Source organism: Escherichia sp. SCLE84, from assembly GCF_012584495.1.
Classification (GTDB): Bacteria; Pseudomonadota; Gammaproteobacteria; order Enterobacterales; family Enterobacteriaceae; genus ECMA0423.
The window spans coordinates 656,302-673,574 of record NZ_CP051430.1 but is presented as its reverse complement, the minus strand read 5'-3'; the positions used below and the strand labels follow the sequence as shown (position 1 = coordinate 673,574).

19 protein-coding genes and 2 pseudogenes are annotated in these 17,273 nt (G+C 45.4%); 11 read left to right on the top strand and 10 right to left on the bottom strand.

The features are described 5' to 3' along the window. Positions 1-46 precede the first annotated feature (46 nt). From HGD79_RS03595 to HGD79_RS03585, 3 genes are all read right to left on the bottom strand, one after another. Positions 47-358 carry a PTS lactose/cellobiose transporter subunit IIA gene (locus tag HGD79_RS03595; RefSeq protein WP_001296721.1) on the bottom strand — a complete coding sequence of 104 codons (312 nt, stop codon included), beginning with the start codon at positions 356-358 and terminating at the stop codon, positions 47-49. A gap of 27 nt (positions 359-385) precedes the next feature. Beyond that, complete coding sequence (locus HGD79_RS03590) at positions 386-1,708, bottom strand: PTS sugar transporter subunit IIC (protein WP_168848301.1); 1,323 nt, start codon at positions 1,706-1,708, stop codon at positions 386-388. 114 nt (positions 1,709-1,822) lie between these two features. Next, positions 1,823-2,134 (bottom strand): PTS sugar transporter subunit IIB, encoded by a 312-nt coding sequence (locus tag HGD79_RS03585; RefSeq protein ID WP_000722571.1) that lies wholly within the window; start codon positions 2,132-2,134, stop codon positions 1,823-1,825. 198 nt (positions 2,135-2,332) lie between these two features. On the opposite strand from HGD79_RS03585, the gene HGD79_RS03580 reads away from it, so the two are divergent. Next, positions 2,333-3,031 carry a GntR family transcriptional regulator gene (locus tag HGD79_RS03580; protein ID WP_168848300.1) on the top strand — a complete coding sequence of 233 codons (699 nt, stop codon included), beginning with the start codon at positions 2,333-2,335 and terminating at the stop codon, positions 3,029-3,031. Positions 3,032-3,075: 44 nt separating this feature from the next. On the opposite strand, the gene eamA is transcribed toward HGD79_RS03580, so the two are convergent. After that, positions 3,076-3,975, bottom strand: a complete 900-nt coding sequence (eamA, locus tag HGD79_RS03575; protein WP_000087216.1) for an O-acetylserine/cysteine exporter — start codon at positions 3,973-3,975, stop codon at positions 3,076-3,078. A 194-nt stretch (positions 3,976-4,169) separates the two neighbouring features. Between eamA and ydeE the strand changes: the two genes are divergently transcribed. The 3 genes from ydeE (at position 4,170) to mgtT (ending at position 5,683) form a co-directional block, all read left to right on the top strand. Beyond that, entirely contained in the window at positions 4,170-5,357 is a 1,188-nt protein-coding gene (gene ydeE / locus HGD79_RS03570; RefSeq protein ID WP_001054164.1) for an efflux MFS transporter YdeE, read from the top strand. 126 nt (positions 5,358-5,483) lie between these two features. Continuing rightward, positions 5,484-5,579: a protein MgtS gene (gene mgtS / locus HGD79_RS03565; RefSeq protein WP_000901367.1), complete on the top strand. Its 96-nt coding sequence runs from the start codon at positions 5,484-5,486 to the stop codon at positions 5,577-5,579. After that, on the top strand, positions 5,579-5,683 hold the full coding sequence (mgtT, locus tag HGD79_RS26515; protein WP_211180496.1) for a protein MgtT: 105 nt from the start codon (positions 5,579-5,581) through the stop codon (positions 5,681-5,683). The genes mgtS and mgtT overlap by 1 nt, the downstream gene beginning before the upstream one ends. Positions 5,684-5,797: 114 nt before the next feature. On the opposite strand, the gene dgcZ is transcribed toward mgtT, so the two are convergent. Both dgcZ and ydeI read right to left on the bottom strand, forming a co-directional pair. Then, a complete protein-coding gene (gene dgcZ / locus HGD79_RS03560) occupies positions 5,798-6,688 on the bottom strand; it encodes a diguanylate cyclase DgcZ (protein WP_000592826.1) in 891 nt (296 codons plus the stop codon). Positions 6,689-6,942: 254 nt separating this feature from the next. Next, on the bottom strand, positions 6,943-7,335 hold the full coding sequence (gene ydeI, locus HGD79_RS03555; RefSeq protein WP_000671731.1) for a YdeI family stress tolerance OB fold protein: 393 nt from the start codon (positions 7,333-7,335) through the stop codon (positions 6,943-6,945). Positions 7,336-7,610: 275 nt separating this feature from the next. On the opposite strand from ydeI, the gene HGD79_RS03550 reads away from it, so the two are divergent. Continuing rightward, on the top strand, positions 7,611-8,129 hold the full coding sequence (locus tag HGD79_RS03550; RefSeq protein WP_001024746.1) for a 2-oxo-tetronate isomerase: 519 nt from the start codon (positions 7,611-7,613) through the stop codon (positions 8,127-8,129). A gap of 43 nt (positions 8,130-8,172) precedes the next feature. Here the strand turns inward: HGD79_RS03550 and dcp are convergent, their stop codons facing one another. Then, on the bottom strand, positions 8,173-10,218 hold the full coding sequence (gene dcp / locus HGD79_RS03545; protein ID WP_021565120.1) for a peptidyl-dipeptidase Dcp: 2,046 nt from the start codon (positions 10,216-10,218) through the stop codon (positions 8,173-8,175). Between the two features lie 136 nt (positions 10,219-10,354). On the opposite strand from dcp, the gene ydfG reads away from it, so the two are divergent. From ydfG to ydfZ, 3 genes are all read left to right on the top strand, one after another. Then, positions 10,355-11,101, top strand: a complete 747-nt coding sequence (ydfG, locus tag HGD79_RS03540) for a bifunctional NADP-dependent 3-hydroxy acid dehydrogenase/3-hydroxypropionate dehydrogenase YdfG (RefSeq protein WP_000636571.1) — start codon at positions 10,355-10,357, stop codon at positions 11,099-11,101. 88 nt (positions 11,102-11,189) lie between these two features. Then, positions 11,190-11,876, top strand: coding sequence for a DNA-binding transcriptional regulator rspR (gene rspR, locus HGD79_RS03535; protein WP_000215549.1), 687 nt, complete (start codon positions 11,190-11,192; stop codon positions 11,874-11,876). A gap of 177 nt (positions 11,877-12,053) precedes the next feature. Further along, the gene (ydfZ, locus tag HGD79_RS03530) at positions 12,054-12,257 is read left to right on the top strand and encodes a putative selenium delivery protein YdfZ (protein ID WP_000214712.1); all 204 of its coding nucleotides are present in this window, start codon (positions 12,054-12,056) and stop codon (positions 12,255-12,257) included. Between the two features lie 35 nt (positions 12,258-12,292). Here ydfZ and HGD79_RS03525 read toward each other — a convergent pair whose 3' ends face one another. Beyond that, positions 12,293-13,753, bottom strand: a complete 1,461-nt coding sequence (locus HGD79_RS03525; protein WP_000527781.1) for a mannitol dehydrogenase family protein — start codon at positions 13,751-13,753, stop codon at positions 12,293-12,295. Between the two features lie 88 nt (positions 13,754-13,841). Then, a pseudogene (gene ydfJ, locus HGD79_RS03520) lies at positions 13,842-15,125 on the bottom strand (MHS family MFS transporter YdfJ); the annotation flags it as partial. Between the two features lie 604 nt (positions 15,126-15,729). On the opposite strand from ydfJ, the gene HGD79_RS03515 reads away from it, so the two are divergent. From HGD79_RS03515 to HGD79_RS03505, 3 genes are all read left to right on the top strand, one after another. After that, on the top strand, positions 15,730-15,843 hold the full coding sequence (locus HGD79_RS03515) for a YnaM/YnfT family protein (RefSeq protein WP_120795384.1): 114 nt from the start codon (positions 15,730-15,732) through the stop codon (positions 15,841-15,843). A gap of 68 nt (positions 15,844-15,911) precedes the next feature. Then, positions 15,912-16,145 (top strand): cold shock protein YdfK, encoded by a 234-nt coding sequence (gene ydfK / locus HGD79_RS03510; protein ID WP_000836768.1) that lies wholly within the window; start codon positions 15,912-15,914, stop codon positions 16,143-16,145. 316 nt (positions 16,146-16,461) lie between these two features. Beyond that, entirely contained in the window at positions 16,462-17,052 is a 591-nt protein-coding gene (locus HGD79_RS03505; protein ID WP_168848299.1) for a recombinase family protein, read from the top strand. Between the two features lie 97 nt (positions 17,053-17,149). On the opposite strand, the pseudogene HGD79_RS03500 reads toward HGD79_RS03505, so the two are convergent. Continuing rightward, positions 17,150-17,272: pseudogene (locus HGD79_RS03500) on the bottom strand (tail fiber assembly protein); the annotation flags it as partial. Between the last annotated feature and the right edge of the window lies 1 nt (position 17,273).

Below are 17,273 nucleotides of genomic sequence, written 5' to 3'. Positions count from 1 at the left end.
TTAAGAGTATAATAATTTCCTCCAGCTATCGCACTGGAGGAAAAAATCAGGCATGGAGTTCTTTTCTTAATGAAATAATTTCCCTGGCTAAATCCTGGCATAATATTGCATTCATCAAATGATCCTGTGCATGAATCAGAATTAAATTAACTTTTATTTTGCCACAGCCTTCATCCTGACTAATTAATGCGGTCTGAATCTTATGTGCCTGAAGACAGGCAGATTCAGAACTGGCCATTAGCTGAGTTGCGCCCTGCCAGTCTTTTTGCCCGGCACAACGTATGGCTTCCATCGCGTCAGAACGTGCCTGCCCCGCGTTGACCAGTAACTCCATAACAAGTTCTTCATCTGCAAACATCACAATCTCCTTCCTGGGTAAATGGAATTATCCGTTAGTTGTCATGTTATTGACTTTGTTGGCGGCAATAACAAAAGGTAAATAGATCATTGTCGCCACACCTAAACATAAAAAACCAACCAGTAAAGCCAGCCAGTTCCCCCCGGTTCCGAGGAAAGCAATTAAAGGTCCGGGCGTAGTCCAGGGCACGGCATAAGCAACCGGTGGAATAATTTCCATCGAAACAAAGAAGTAACCAATGGCACAGTTAACAATGGGAACCATAATAAACGGCACCATCATGATGGGGTTAAGTACAATAGGAAGGCCAAACATTATCGGTTCATTGATATTGAAAATACCGGGGATAAATGACATTTTTGCCAGATCACGGTATTCCGCACGCTTAGAAGCGATAAAAATAGCCAACAATAACCCCAACGTCATACCTGAACCGCCGCAGTTGGCGAATGCATCATTAATAGAAGTCCAGGTAATCGGATATGGCGCGCCCCAGGTAGTGCCATGTTGAGCGGCCCAGGAGAGATTCTCCAGATTAGCCTCAGAAAAAACGGTTTCTCGAATTGCCGATGTGGTATTAGGTCCGTGGATCCCCAGCACCCACAGGAAATTACCCACAGCCCCCAGGATAATTACCGCAAAGATATTCGTTCCCATATGTTTGAGCGGCGTCTGGATTAATGTGTAAATAAGATCGTTTAGTCCTGCCGGGGATATCAGTGTCAGGCAATAATTAAGTGCGGAAAAGAACACCATGACAAAAAATATTGGCAATAAAACTTTAAATGAACGCGCTACCGCAGGCGGTACAGCTGCCGGCATCGTTATGGTGATTTTTGGGTTTCGAGCTAAGCGACAAAATATTTCACTGGTGATCAATGCAACGATAACAGCAACAAACAACCCCTGCGCGCCGAGATATTTGGTCGTCAGGAATGCTTGCCCATCTATCATCTGATATGGCGTATAAACAATAAAAAATGCTCCTATTGCCGTTAATCCGCATAAAAGATCATCTTGCTCATGGCTAATCGCCATATTCCTGGCGACCAGGAAAGCAATCATAATTGACATGATATTTACAGAACCATTCATTACCGGAGTAAAAATAGCTTGTGCTTTTTCAAGGTTGGGGAAAATGCTATTCAGATGCAGTAATCCGGCAATAAAACCGTCTGGCGATAATATGGCAAAGTTAATTAATATAATTAATGAACTTGCCATGATAATTGGAAACGTAAAAACGAATCCATCTCTCACCGCTGCAACATGTTTTTGTGAGTTTAACTTGATAGCAACTGGAACAAGAAAACGTTCCATTCCACGTTCGAATGAGGCCATTAATCCCATTTTTTTATACCTGTTGTTTTGGATATTTATACATCCCAATAAAGCATGTATGCCATATCCATTTTATGATGTGTGAAAAGTTAGTTCAGGTAATAGTTTAATAATATTAGATTCTTACTCTTGCAGTAGTTTCATCGCAAATTCAAGAACTGCCTGTCCGTTCATGGTGCCGTAGTCTTTCATCTCGATAACGGCTACAGGCATTTTCCCCTGTGCAACGGCTTCAATCTCTGGTTTCTGAAAGCGAACTTGCGGGCCAAGTAAAACAACGTCAACTTCGTTATTTTTAATTTTCCCTTTAGCCTCTGCAATCGCCAATGCGGAAATATTAACTTCAAGTGAAATAGCGTTAGCATGATCAATCATACGTTTAACCAGCATACTGGTTGACATGCCCGCAGCGCAAACTAACAATATTTTTTTCATATTTTCCCTTACTGGTATATAACAGATTACATTGTTTAAATATCATATCCCGCAGTAGCTATACGTCCTGGTACATTGATCACAGTAATACAGTGATAAAGTTGTTCAACATCAGGGTGATTATTAAACGACTCGGCCATACGATAAACCAATCAGGACTCAACTCCTTGTTTTCAATGGCTCTTAAAAGGTGCAAAAGTGATTTTTCAAAAGATTGCCCGCTTACTTACATCCGAAATCAATGGCAATTCATGGCATGTTGGTGATTTGTTGCCGTCAGAAGCGGAACTCGCTGTTCGTTATAATGTTTCGCGTAATACCCTGCGTAAGGCATTATCCTTGCTGGAAGGCGAAGGAATTATTCACAGAAAGCATGGTTCAGGAACATACATTCAAAAAAAGAATTTTGTTGCACACATTGATCACATGAACAGTTTCAGTGAAATTGCGCATAAAAGCGGCAAAGAGGCAGGGAGTCAGATTATGAAATTTGAAGTGCAGGATGCTTCACCCACTATTGCGACTGAGCTGAATTTAGTGACTGGTGAGCAGGTTTATTACATAAAGAGACTGCGATTCATTGAGGATAATGCAGCACAATTAGAAGAAACGTGGATGTCAGTAGCACGTTTTCCTGATTTAACCGTGTCACATATGCAAAAATCCAAATTTTCATATATTGAGAATGAATGCGGGATCAAAATCATTGGCACCTTTGAAACTTTCTCCCCTACTTTTCCTACCCCAGAAATCGCCAGTATTTTACGGATCAGCCCACGGGATCCCATACTTAAAATTCAGACCCAGGCTGTGGACAGTAACTCTATTCCGCTGGATTATTCGTTACTTTACAGCAATATTTTCGAGTTCCAGGTAAAGTACTTTTTCCCGCGATAAAAGCAGACGCACAGAGTGCTGACATCACATTCTGTGCGTATGGTTTAGCCTCTAACCTTTACCGCTTTACGCCACCGCAAGCCAAATACATTGATATACAGCCCGGTCATAATGAGCACCGCACCTAAAAATTGCAGACCCGTTAAGCGTTCATCCAACAATAGTGCCGCACTTGCCAGTCCGACTACGGGCACCAGTAACGATAACGGTGCAACCCGCCAGGTTTCATAGCGTCCCAGTAACGTCCCCCAGATCCCATAACCAACAATTGTCGCCACAAACGCCAGATACATCAGCGACAAGATGGTGGTCATATCAATAGTAACCAGACTGTGAATCATGGATGCGGAACCATCGAGAATCAGCGAGGCAACAAAGAAGGGAATGATTGGGATTAAAGCGCTCCAGATTACCAGCGACATCACCGCCGGACGCGTTGAGTGCGACATGATCTTTTTATTGAAGATGTTGCCACACGCCCAACTAAATGCTGCAGCCAGGGTCAACATAAAGCCGAGCATCGCCACATGCTGACCGTTCAGACTATCTTCGATTAACACCAGTACGCCAAAAATCGCTAAGGCGATCCCCGCCAATTGTTTGCCATGCAATCGCTCCCCGAAAGTAAACGCGCCAAGCACGATAGTAAAAAACGCCTGTGCCTGTAACACCAGCGAAGCCAGTCCAGCAGGCATACCGAAGTTAATGGCACAAAAAAGAAAAGCAAACTGCGCAAAACTGATGGTTAATCCATACCCCAGCAGCAAATTCAGTGGTACTTTCGGTCGTGCGACAAAAAAGATAGCCGGAAAAGCGACCAGCATAAAGCGCAAACCGGCCAGCATCAGCGGTGGCATGTTATGAAGCCCCACTTTGATGACCACAAAATTTAGCCCCCATACGACCACTACCAGTAGCGCCAACACCCCATCTTTTCGCGACATTCTACCGCCTCTGAATTTCATTTTTTGTAAGCAATCAACTTAGCTGAATTTACTTTTCTTTAACAGTTGATTCGTTAGTCGCCGGTTACGACGGCATTAATGCGCAAATAAGTCGCTATACTTCGGATTTTTGCCATGCTATTTCTTTACATCTCTAAAACAAAACATAACGAAACGCACTGCCGGACAGACAAATGAACTTATCCCTACGACGCTCTACCAGCGCCCTTCTTGCCTCGTCGTTGTTATTAACCATCGGACGCGGCGCTACGCTGCCATTTATGACCATTTACTTGAGTCGCCAGTACAGCCTGAGTGTCGATCTAATCGGTTATGCGATGACAATTGCGCTCACTATTGGCGTCGTTTTTAGCCTCGGTTTTGGTATCCTGGCGGATAAGTTCGACAAGAAACGCTATATGTTACTGGCAATTACCGCCTTCGCCAGCGGTTTTATTGCCATTCCTTTAGTGAATAACGTAAAGCTGGTGGTGCTCTTTTTTGCCCTCATTAACTGCGCCTATTCTGTTTTTGCTACCGTGCTGAAAGCCTGGTTTGCCGACAATCTTTCGTCCACCAGCAAAACGAAAATCTTCTCAATCAACTACACCATGCTAAACATTGGCTGGACCATCGGTCCGCCGCTCGGCACGCTGTTGGTGATGCAGAGCATCAATCTGCCCTTCTGGCTGGCAGCTATCTGTTCCGCGTTTCCCATGCTTTTCATTCAAATTTGGGTAAAGCGCAGCGAGAAAATCATCGCCACGGAAACAGGCAGTGTCTGGTCGCCGAAAGTTTTATTACAAGATAAAGCACTGTTGTGGTTTACCTGCTCTGGTTTTCTGGCTTCTTTTGTAAGCGGCGCATTTGCTTCATGCATTTCACAATATGTGATGGTGATTGCTGATGGGGATTTTGCCGAAAAGGTGGTCGCGGTTGTTCTTCCGGTGAATGCTGCCATGGTGGTTACGTTGCAATATTCCGTGGGCCGCCGACTTAACCCGGCTAACATCCGCGCGCTGATGACAGCAGGCACCCTATGTTTCGTCATCGGTCTGGTCGGTTTTATTTTTTCCGGCAACAGCCTGCTATTGTGGGGTATGTCAGCTGCGGTATTTACTGTCGGTGAAATCATTTATGCGCCGGGCGAGTATATGTTGATTGACCATATTGCGCCGCCAGGAATGAAAGCCAGCTATTTTTCCGCCCAGTCTTTAGGCTGGCTTGGTGCCGCGATTAACCCATTAGTGAGTGGCGTAGTGCTAACCAGCCTGCCGCCTTCCTCGCTGTTTGTCATCTTAGCGTTGGTGATCATTGCTGCGTGGGTGCTGATGTTAAAAGGGATTCGTGCAAGACCGTGGGGGCAGCCCGCGCTTTGTTGATTTAAGTCGAACACAATAAAAATTTAATTCAGCCTTCGTTTAGGTTACCTCTGCTAATATCTTTCTCATTGAGATGAAAATTAAGGTAAGCGAGGAAACACACCACACCATAAACGGAGGCAAATAATGCTGGGTAATATGAATGTTTTTATGGCCGTACTGGGAATAATTTTATTTTCTGGTTTTCTGGCCGCGTATTTCAGCCACAAATGGGATGACTAATGAACGGAGATAATCCCTCACCTAACCGGCCCCTTGTTACAGTTGTGTACAAGGGGCCTGATTTTTATGACGGCGAAAAAAAACCGCCAGTAAACCGGCGGTGAATGCTTGCATGGATAGATTTGTGTTTTGCTTTTACGCTAACAGGCATTTTCCTGCACTGATAACGGATCGTTGACACAGTAGCATCAGTTTTCTCAATGAATGTTAAACGGAGCTTAAACTCGGTTAATCACATTTTGTTCGTCAATAAACATGCAGCGATTTCTTCCGGTTTGCTTACCCTCATACATTGCCCGGTCTGCTCTTCCAATGACCACATCCAGAGGCTCTTCAGGAAATGCGCGACTCACACCTGCTGTCACGGTAATGTTGATATGCCCTTCAGAATGTGTGATGGCATGGTTATCGACTAACTGGCAAATTCTGACACCTGCACGACATGCTTCTTCATCATTAGCCGCTTTGACAATAATGATAAATTCTTCGCCCCCGTAGCGATAAACCGTTTCGTAATCACGCGTCCAACTGGCTAAGTAAGTTGCCAGGGTGCGTAATACTACATCGCCGATTAAATGCCCGTAGGTATCATTAACCAATTTAAATCGGTCAATATCCAACAACATTAAATAAAGATTCAGAGGCTCAGTGTTGCGTAACTGATGATCAAAGGATTCATCAAGAACCCGACGCCCCGGCAATCCCGTCAAAACATCCATATTGCTACGGATCGTCAGCAAATAAATTTTGTAATCGGTTAATGCCGCAGTAAAAGAAAGCAACCCCTCCTGAAAGGCGTCGAAATGCGCGTCCTGCCAGTGATTTTCAACAATAGCCAGCATTAATTCCCGACCACAGTTATGCATATGTTGATGGGCAGAATCCATTAGCCGAACGTAAGGTAATTCATCGTTATCGAGTGGCCCCAGATGATCAATCCACCGACCAAACTGGCACAGTCCATAAGAATGGTTATCCGTTATTTCTGGCTTACTGGCATCTCTCGCGACCACGCTGTGAAACATACTCACCAGCCACTGGTAGTGGGCATCGATAGCCTTATTGAGATTTAACAAGATGGCATCAATTTCCGTTGTCTTCTTGATCATTGCCACTCCTTTTTCACAGTTCCTTGTGCGCGCTATTCTAACGAGAGAAAAGCAAAATTACGTCAATATTTTCATAGAAATCCGAAGTTATGAGTCATCTCTGAGATAACATTGTGATTTAAAACAAAATCAGCGGATAAAAAAGTGTTTAATTCTGTAAATCACCTCTGCATTATCGTAAATAAAAGGATGACAAATAGCATAACCCAATACCCTAATGGCCCAGTAGTTCAGGCCATCAGGCTAATTTATTTTTATTTCTGCAAATGAGTGACCCGAACGACGGCCGGCGCGCTTTTCTTATCCAGACTGCCGCTAATGTTGATCATCTGGTCCGGCTGAACTTCTCGTCCATCAAAGACGGCCGCAGGAATAACGACATTAATTTCACCGCTCTTATCGCGAAAAACGTAACGGTCCTCTCCTTTGTGAGAAATCAAATTACCACGTAGTGAAACCGAAGCGCCATCGTGCATGTTTTTTGCGAAATCAACGGTCATTTTTTTTGCATCATCGGTTCCGCGATAGCCATCTTCTATTGCATGAGGCGGCGGTGGCGCTGCATCCTGTTTTAAACCGCCCTGGTCATCTGCCAACGCATAAGGCATGACAAGAAAACTTGCTAATACAATGGCCTGAAATTTCATACTGACTCCTTAATTGCGTTTGGTTTGACTTATTAAGTCTGGTTGCTATTTTTATAATTACCAAATAAGAATATTGCCAATTGTTATAAGGCATTTAAAATCAGCCAACTAGCTGTCAAATATACAGAGAATTTAACTCACTAAAGTTAAGAAGATTGAAAAGTCTTAAACATATTTTCAGAATAATCGGATTTATATATTTGAAAATTATTATATTGGACGAGCATACAGAAAAAGCAAATCACCTTTACATATAAAAGCGTGGACAAAAAACAGTGAACATTAATAGAGATAAAATTGTACAACTTGTAGATACCGATACTATTGAAAACCTGACATCCGCGTTGAGTCAAAGACTTATCGCGGATCAATTACGCTTAACTACCGCCGAATCATGCACCGGCGGTAAGTTGGCTAGCGCCCTGTGTGCAGCTGAAGATACACCCAAATTTTACGGTGCAGGCTTTGTTACTTTCACCGATCAGGCAAAGATGAAAATCCTCAGCGTAAGCCAGCAATCTCTTGAACGATATTCTGCGGTGAGTGAGAAAGTGGCAGCAGAAATGGCAACCGGTGCCATAGAGCGTGCGGATGCTGATGTCAGTATTGCCATTACCGGCTACGGCGGACCGGAGGGCGGTGAAGATGGTACGCCAGCGGGTACCGTCTGGTTTGCGTGGCATATTAAAGGCCAGAACTACACTGCGGTTATGCATTTTGCTGGCGACTGCGAAACGGTATTAGCTTTAGCGGTGAGGTTTGCCCTCGCCCAGCTGCTGCAATTACTGCTATAACCAGGCTGGCCTGGCGATATCTCAGGCCAGCCATTGGTGGTGTTTATATGTTCAAGCCACGATGTTGCAGCATCGGCATAATCTTAGGTGCCTTACCGCGCCATTGTCGATACAGGCGTTCCAGATCTTCGCTGTTACCTCTGGAAAGGATCGCCTCGCGAAAACGCTGCCCATTTTCACGCGTTAATCCGCCCTGCTCAACAAACCACTGGTAACCATCATCGGCCAACATTTGCGTCCACAGATAAGCGTAATAACCTGCAGCATATCCGCCACCAAAAATATGGGCGAAATAACTGCTGCGATAGCGTGGCGGTATAGCAGGAAGATCCATATTTTCCGCCACCAGCGCCCGCAATTCAAAATCATCGACATCCTGCATTGCTTCGTTTTCTTCCAGGCAATGCCAGCGCATATCGAGAAGTGCGGCGCTAAGCAGTTCGCTCATCTCATACCCTTTGTTGAACAGGCTGGCATTACGCATTTTCTGTTGCAGTTCGTCAGGCATTGCTGCCCCGCTCTGATAATGCCGGGCGTAGCGAGCGAATACCTGCGGATGCGTTGCCCAGTGTTCGTTGATTTGCGACGGAAATTCGACAAAATCACGCGGCGTGTTGGTGCCGGAAAGCGTGGCATAACGCTGGCGGGCAAAAAGGCCGTGCAGCGTATGACCAAATTCATGGAATAAGGTTATTACATCATCCCAGAGTAACAACGCAGGCTCACCGGCAGCGGGTTTCTGATAATTGCAAACGTTATAAATTACCGGATGCGTTTCATTAAGCGTTGATTGCTCAACAAAATTGCCCATCCATGCACCGCCGCTTTTTGAATCACGGGCGAAGAAATCACCGTAAAATAACGCCAGTCCCACGCCATTATGATCAAAAATTTCCCACACACGAACGTCAGGATGGTAGACAGGAATATCAAAACGTTCGACAAACTTAATACCGAAGAGCTGATTCGCGGTCCAGAATACACCTTCATTCAACACCGTGTTTAATTCAAAATATGGCTTGAGCTGCGCCTCATCAAGATCAAATTTCTCCCGCCGTACCTGTTCGGCATAAAATGCCCAGTCCCACGGCTGCGCGCTAAACCCGCCTTGCTGCTTATCGATAACCGCCTGTATGGAGGCTAATTCATCGCTAGCACGTTGACGCGCCGCTGGAACAATTTCCCGCATAAAGTTGAGTGCTGCTTCAGGTGTTTTTGCCATCTGATCGGCGATTTTCCATGCGGCATAATGAGGAAAACCAAGCAGTTTCGCCTGCTGTGCGCGAATCTCTACCAGACGTTGAATGATAGCGCGGGTATCATTGCCATCATTTTTTTCCGCTCGCGTCCAGCCCGCAATAAACAGTTTTTCACGCGTCGCACGATCGCGCATTTCGGCAAGCGCCGGTTGTTGGGTGGTATTCAGCAGCGGAATCAGCCATTTGTTATCCAGACCTTTCTCGCGAGCCGCCTCTGCCGCCAGCGCAATCTCTTGCTCACTCATTCCTGCCAGCTGCGCGATATCGTTCACAACCAGACCGCCGGATTTATTTGCTGCAAGTAACCGCTGGTTAAACTGGCTGGTCAGGGTCGCAGCTTCTGTATTCAGTACTTTTAATTTTGCTTTATCAGCTTGCGCAAGTTTGGCTCCGGCAAGGACAAAACGTTGATGAATAACCTCCACCAGGCGGATGGATTCACTATCAAGCCCCAGGGATTCACGGCGCTGCCAGACAGCATCTACCCGCGCGAATAATTCACCGTTCAGATAGATATCATTAGCCAGTTCCGCCAGTTCAGCGGAAAACTGTTCATCAAGACGCTGTAATTCATCATTGGTATGCGCCGCAGTCATCGCAAAAAAGACGCTGGTAACGCGGGTAAGTAATTCTCCGCTTTGTTCCAGTGCCAGAATAGTATTGTTGAAATCAGGCGTTTGCGGGTTAAGCGCGATGGCAGCAATTTCTGCCCGCTTTTGCTGCATTCCCTCATCGAATGCCGGGCGATAGTGATGATTGGCAATTTGATCAAAATGAGGAGCCAGATACGGCAGTGTGCTTTGCACAAGGAAAGGATTCATTGTTGTCATTTTCTTCTCCTGAACGCGAGGTGTTCCATAGCGTAGGCTTACTGATAACGGAGTGCAATCTTGCAAACCAGTATTACCCGCTCTTAAGCATCACGTGCTATGTTATTGACACACAAAAGCGTTGAGGAACAGTGAGATGATCGTTTTAGTAACTGGAGCAACGGCAGGTTTTGGTGAATGCATTACTCGTCGTTTTATTCAACAAGGGCATAAAGTTATCGCCACTGGCCGTCGCCAGGAGCGGTTGCAGGAGTTAAAAGACGAACTGGGAGATAATCTGTATATCGCCCAACTGGACGTTCGCAACCGCGCAGCTATTGAAGAGATGCTGGCATCGCTCCCTGCCGAGTGGTGCAATATTGATATCCTGGTAAATAATGCCGGCCTGGCGTTGGGCATGGAGCCTGCGCATAAAGCCAGCGTTGAAGACTGGGAAACGATGATTGATACCAACAACAAAGGCCTGGTATATATGACGCGCGCCGTCTTACCGGGTATGGTTGAACGTAATCATGGTCATATTATTAACATTGGCTCAACGGCAGGTAGCTGGCCGTATGCCGGTGGTAACGTTTACGGTGCGACGAAAGCGTTTGTTCGTCAGTTTAGCCTGAATCTGCGTACGGATCTGCATGGTACGGCGGTGCGCGTCACCGACATCGAACCGGGTCTGGTGGGTGGCACCGAGTTTTCCAATGTCCGCTTTAAAGGCGATGACGGTAAAGCGGAAAAAACCTATCAAAATACCGTTGCATTGACGCCAGAAGATGTCAGCGAAGCCGTCTGGTGGGTGTCAACGCTGCCTGCTCACGTCAATATCAATACCCTGGAAATGATGCCGGTTACCCAAAGCTATGCCGGACTGAATGTCCACCGTCAGTAATTTTTATACCCGGCGTAACTGCCGGGTTATTGCTTGTCACAAAAAAGTGGTAGACTCATGCAGTTAACTCACTCACAAGCAAGAACGAATGACCGTCGAAACGCAACTTAATCCCACACAGCCTGTCAATCAGCAGATTTATCGTATTCTTCGTCGCGACATTGTCCATTGCCTGATTGCACCAGGCACACCGTTGTCGGAAAAAGAAGTTTCTGTTCGTTTCAATGTGTCACGCCAGCCGGTTCGTGAAGCCTTTATTAAACTGGCGGAAAACGGCCTGATTCAAATTCGTCCGCAGCGTGGCAGCTACGTCAACAAAATTTCCATGGCCCAGGTGCGAAACGGCAGTTTTATCCGTCAGGCCATTGAGTGCGCGGTGGCGCGTCGGGCGGCGAGCATGATTACCGAAAGCCAGTGCTACCAACTGGAACAAAATCTTCACCAGCAACGCATTGCCATTGAGCGCAAGCAACTGGATGATTTTTTTGAACTTGATGACAACTTCCATCAACTCCTGACGCAGATTGCCGACTGTCAACTGGCGTGGGATACCATTGAGAACCTGAAAGCGACCGTTGATCGCGTGCGCTATATGAGTTTCGACCATGTTTCTCCACCAGAAATGCTGTTACGCCAGCATCTTGATATTTTCTCTGCCCTGCAAAAACGTGATGGCGATGCGGTAGAACGTGCAATGACGCAACATTTGCAGGAAATCAGCGAATCCGTGCGCCAGATCCGCCAGGAAAACAGCGACTGGTTTAGCGAAGAGTAATTCATTTACTCTCATCCCATCCGGGATGAGAGGCTTTTCCCCCCGCCTTACGGCTCATGCATGCATCAAAAAAGATGTGAGCTTGATCAAAAACAAAAAATATTTCACTCGACAGGAGTATTTATATTGCGCCCGTTACGTGGGCTTCGACTGTAAATCAGAAAGGAGAAAACACCTATGACGACCTACGATCGTAACCGTAACGCAATCACCACTGGCAGCCGTGTTATGGTTAGCGGCACCGGTCACACTGGCAAGATCCTGTCGATTGATACTGAAGGTCTGACCGCTGAGCAAATCCGCCGCGGAAAAACCGTAGTTGTTGAAGGTTGTGAAGAGAAACTGGCACCTCTGGACCTGATTCGTCTCGGCATGAACTAAGTGTGTGAATGCCGCCGATGGCGGCATTGCTTTTTTTACTTCACGGAATATTTCGCCACGGTCGCTTTCGCGCCATGCGCTAATAAAGACAAGTACGCTTCCGTCACTTTTGCAGTAAACAAGCTATTGTCTGGCAAATCATCACCAAAGATTGCCTTAATCGCCAGCAATGACTGGACGCGCGCTTTCCCTTCGGCACTACTTTGTACAGCCTTCTGAATAACAGGTAACAGTGGGTCACTGATTTCTATCGGATTTCCCTGTTCATCAACACCACCGACATAACGCATCCAACCCGCGACGCCCAGCGCCAGCAGATCGAACTTGCTGTCATGCGCCAGATGCCAGCGAACAGAATCCAACATCCGCTGTGGCAATTTCTGGCTACCATCCATCGCAATCTGCCAGGTTCGATGACGTAACGCCGGGTTGCTATAGCGTGCAATTAATCGGTTAGCGTAATCTTGCAAATCAACGCCCTGCACTTTCAGCGTCGGCGCTTGTTCCTGCAACATCAAGCCATACGCCGCATGACGATAATGTTCATCTTCCATACAGTCATTAATGTGCTGATATCCAGCAAGATAACCCAGATACGCCAGGAATGAATGACTGCCGTTGAGCATGCGCAACTTCATCTCTTCATAAGGCAGTACATCGCTAACCAGTTCTGCTCCCGCTTTTTCCCATTCCGGACGTCCGGCAACAAAATTATCTTCTATTACCCACTGGCGGAAAGGTTCACAGGCAACGCCAGCAGGATCGCGCACACCGGTAAGTTGTTCGATTTTCGCAAGAGTATCCTCTGTCACTGCGGGCACAATACGGTCCACCATTGTTGATGGGAAAGTCACGTTATCTTCGATCCATTGTGCCAGTTTTACATCAACGGCTTGCGCGTAGGAAGTGACAACGTCACGCATAACATGACCGTTTTCTGGCATGTTGTCACATGACATAACGGTAAATGCGGGAAGTCCTGCCGCTTTACGGCGAGCCAGCGCCTCAACAATCACCCCTGTTGCTGTTTTCGGCTGGTGGGGATTTTGCACGTCGGCAGCGACCATCGGGTGATCGAGCATTAACTGTCCGGTCGCCGGAGAGTGGAAATACCCTTTTTCGGTGATTGTCAGAGAGACAATCGCAATTTGCGGTTCACACATCGCAGCCAGCACGGTTTCTAAGCCATCTATTTGTACGTGCAAGGCTTTTTTAACGACGCCAACGACGCGAGCCGTCCACGCGTCGGCCGACATTTCCGCAACGGTATAAAGATTATCTTGCTGTTGTAAATCGGCAATTTGCTGTTCGCCGCCGATTAAGTTGACCTCATAATATCCCCAGTCACTGAAATGTTCCGTAGCAAGAATATCGGCATACACGCCCTGATGCGCACGGTGAAATGCACCAAAGCCTAAATGAACAATTCTTGGGGCCAGGTTATTACGATCATAAACAGGGAGTGTCGCTTTTGCTGATAACAAATTATTTCCCATAACAATTCCTTAAATATAAATATGGCAAGCTATATGTTTTGTTATATGAATAAAAATCCCCTCTCCGGTAAGAGAAGGGATTAAGGGTTTACAGACTTCTGGAAGGTTGCGCAGCTCTTACAACACGCGGTTGATCTTCCGCAGCGTCTTCCAGCGCACTTAAATCACGGTCTTTCACCTCTGGCATTTTCAGCGCAGAGATTAAACCAATCACTGAATATGCCATGATCATAATGGCGATCGGATACCAGGATTCCGTCATGGTGCAGAAAATACCCGCCAGGATAGGACCAAAACCGGAAGCGATAAGACCACCAATTTCTTTAGAAATAGCCATCCGGGTAAAGCGGTTTTTACAGCCGAACATTTCTGCCATGGTAATGTTTTCCAGAGCAAATAATCCCAGCACCGCACAGTTATGAATCACAATCAGTGCAACCATAATGGTGCTCGGGGCATAGCTTTTATCTACAATGATAGAAAGCATTGGCCATGCCAGCACAATCGCGGAGGTATTCATAATAATATACGGGATCCGGCGACCAATTTTATCGGATAACCAACCAAGGAACGGAATGGTCATAAAGCCGAGAATCGAACTAATCATCAATGCATCTGTTGGAATTGCTTTGTTAAACAATAACGTCTGCACTAAATAGCCTGCAAGGAAAGTCTGAATTAACCCGGAGTTACCCGCCTGACCAAAACGCAGCCCTGTTGCCAGCCAGAAGGATTTGCTCTGGAACATGCTACCAGCAGGTGCAGGTTTTGCTGTGGGTTGGTTGCTGTCATTAACCTTCTCAAAGACCGGGCTTTCTTTCAGATTCATACGTAACCAGATAGCAAAGACCATCACGACAACGCTCGCCAGGAACGGTATACGCCATCCCCACGCCAGCAGTTCCTCTTTACTGAGAATGAAGAACATAAAGGCCCAGATTGCCGTTGCGCTCAAGGTTCCGCAGTTAGTTCCCATAGCTACAAATGAGGAGATAATTCCGCGCTTACCTTTTGGTGCATATTCCGCCAGCATCGTACCGGCACCGGAAATTTCCGCACCTGCACCCAACCCCTGAATAATACGCAGCGTCACCAGCAAGATGGGGGCAAAAACACCAATCTGTGCATAGGTCGGTAACACACCAATTAAGGTGGTACAGATCCCCATCATGGTGATGGTAATAAAGAGCACTTTTTTACGCCCTATTCTGTCGCCCATTTTGCCGAAAATAAATGCTCCGACAATACGCGCCACATAACCTGCACCGTAGGTTCCCATTGCCAAAATTAACGCCATTGCCGTTGATGATTCAGGAAAAAATATTTCATGAAACACTAACGCTGCGCCGAGCGAATATAACTGGAAATCCATAATTCACAGGTGTTTTTTCCCATCCTGTGGTTTCCTTGGCGTTTTCTAGGTTTTTTCAGATAGTTGCATTTTTTTAAAAAGCATCCTAAGTTCGATCTCAGTGTCTATCTGGGGCCTATTTCTGTCCCATATATGCCCCAAAAAAACTCCCCAACAGATAAGTAGTTTTTTCATGGATTTATGCGTAAAATCAAGAACGGCTGGAAATCATTCAATACTCACACTATCGAAAAATTTACCAGCCAATCGCAGCACGTTCTTGCATAAGGCGTGTCTGCGGTTTTTCAACTATTCAGATACATCACTCCCATCACATTCATTCCTCCGCATCAAAGGCATATAGGCTATATCACCTTGATATTTTTCTTTTTCAGATAAAAACTGTTATCTATGTATACTTTTAAACCCAATCCGTGTAGAGTCTCTGCATAAGATAGTTTGCAGTTGCCGCTTCAGCTTGCGCCATAAACCGCCTGATTTTTGCTGCCACCTGTTAGCATTCCTGTATACCTGAAACGACAATGTTTATCTACGAACTTTAAGAACACCCAAGATAAAAATTGTCAACTATATCATATATAACACATTACTAATTCGAGGCTATATGAACAGCATACTGATAATCACATCTCTCCTTATCATATTCAGCATTTTTAGTCATGCCCTAATAAAATTAGGGATTGGCATATCCAATAACCCAGACAAAACCGATGTATAAGTCAACATATCCTGAATCAGACATACAATATCGCAATGAAAATCAATAATATTTTAAGGAATATCTTCATGAAATCAAAAGACACCCTAAAGTGGTTCCCTGCGCAGCTTCCTGAAGTAAGAATTATCCTAGGGGATGCTGTAGTGGAAGTAGCAAAACAGGGAAGACCTATCAATACCAGAACATTGCTTGATTACATTGAAGGAAACATAAAGAAAAAATCATGGCTGGATAACAAAGAATTATTACAAACAGCGATATCAGTTCTTAAAGACAACCAAAATTTAAATGGTAAAATGTAATATAATAAACTTACTTTTTTATCATTTTTCCACTTTAACAACATTTTGCTCCACTTTTCCACGACCAAACAACTTGAAATCTGGTTAAAATAACACGCAACACTATTCTTCTTCCTTGAGTCCGCCCGGAACTCGAAAAACAAACCGAGTTAAAGCCATTTTTCACAAAATCGATTTTGGGTCTCACCAAAATTACGGGGTTGCATACGCATTCGTTTATTTTCGAACGTGTACATACAAATATGCACAAAAATAATCATAATTATTTTCTGAGATGCATTATGATATGAACACCAATTTCGTATAGAGTCTCACTATGTCTCAAATTTTTGCTTACTGTCGGATATCAACGCTGGATCAGACCACCGAAAATCAACGCCGGGAAATCGAAAGTGCAGGTTTTAAAATCAAACCTCAGCAAATAATCGAAGAACACATTAGCGGCTCAGCAGCAACCAGTGAGCGTCCTGGTTTTAACCGGTTGCTTGCTCGCCTGAAATGTGGTGATCAATTGATTGTGACAAAACTGGATCGCCTTGGTTGTAATGCAATGGATATCAGGAAAACAGTGGAACAACTGACCGAAACAGGTATCAGAGTGCATTGCTTAGCATTGGGGGGCATTGACCTGACCAGTCCAACAGGAAAAATGATGATGCAAGTAATTTCAGCAGTCGCTGAATTTGAACGAGACCTTTTACTTGAACGCACTCATTCCGGGATAGTAAGAGCCCGCGGCGCAGGGAAACGTTTTGGTCGACCACCTGTGTTAAATAAAGAACAGAAACAGGCGGTATTCGAACGAATTAAGTCAGGTGTAAGTATAAGTGCCATTGCCCGGGAATTCAAAACCTCGCGGCAAACCATTTTAAGAGCCAAAGCAAAACTTCAGACACCTGACATATAAAAAATAATCTCGGTGTGAGATGCTTTACGTCTTCCAAGCCCCCTTCCTTGCCGTAAATGGAAAGATACATCTAATTATAGAATTTATATGTTTTACCCTACGGCAGTGCTGGCCATTCAATATCCTGTGCAGTTGACGTATCAACACGGTTCAGCAATACCCGATATGTTTTCCATGCGGCCAGAAACGCTTTCTCTTCCTCCGTTGCGATCTCCAGCTCA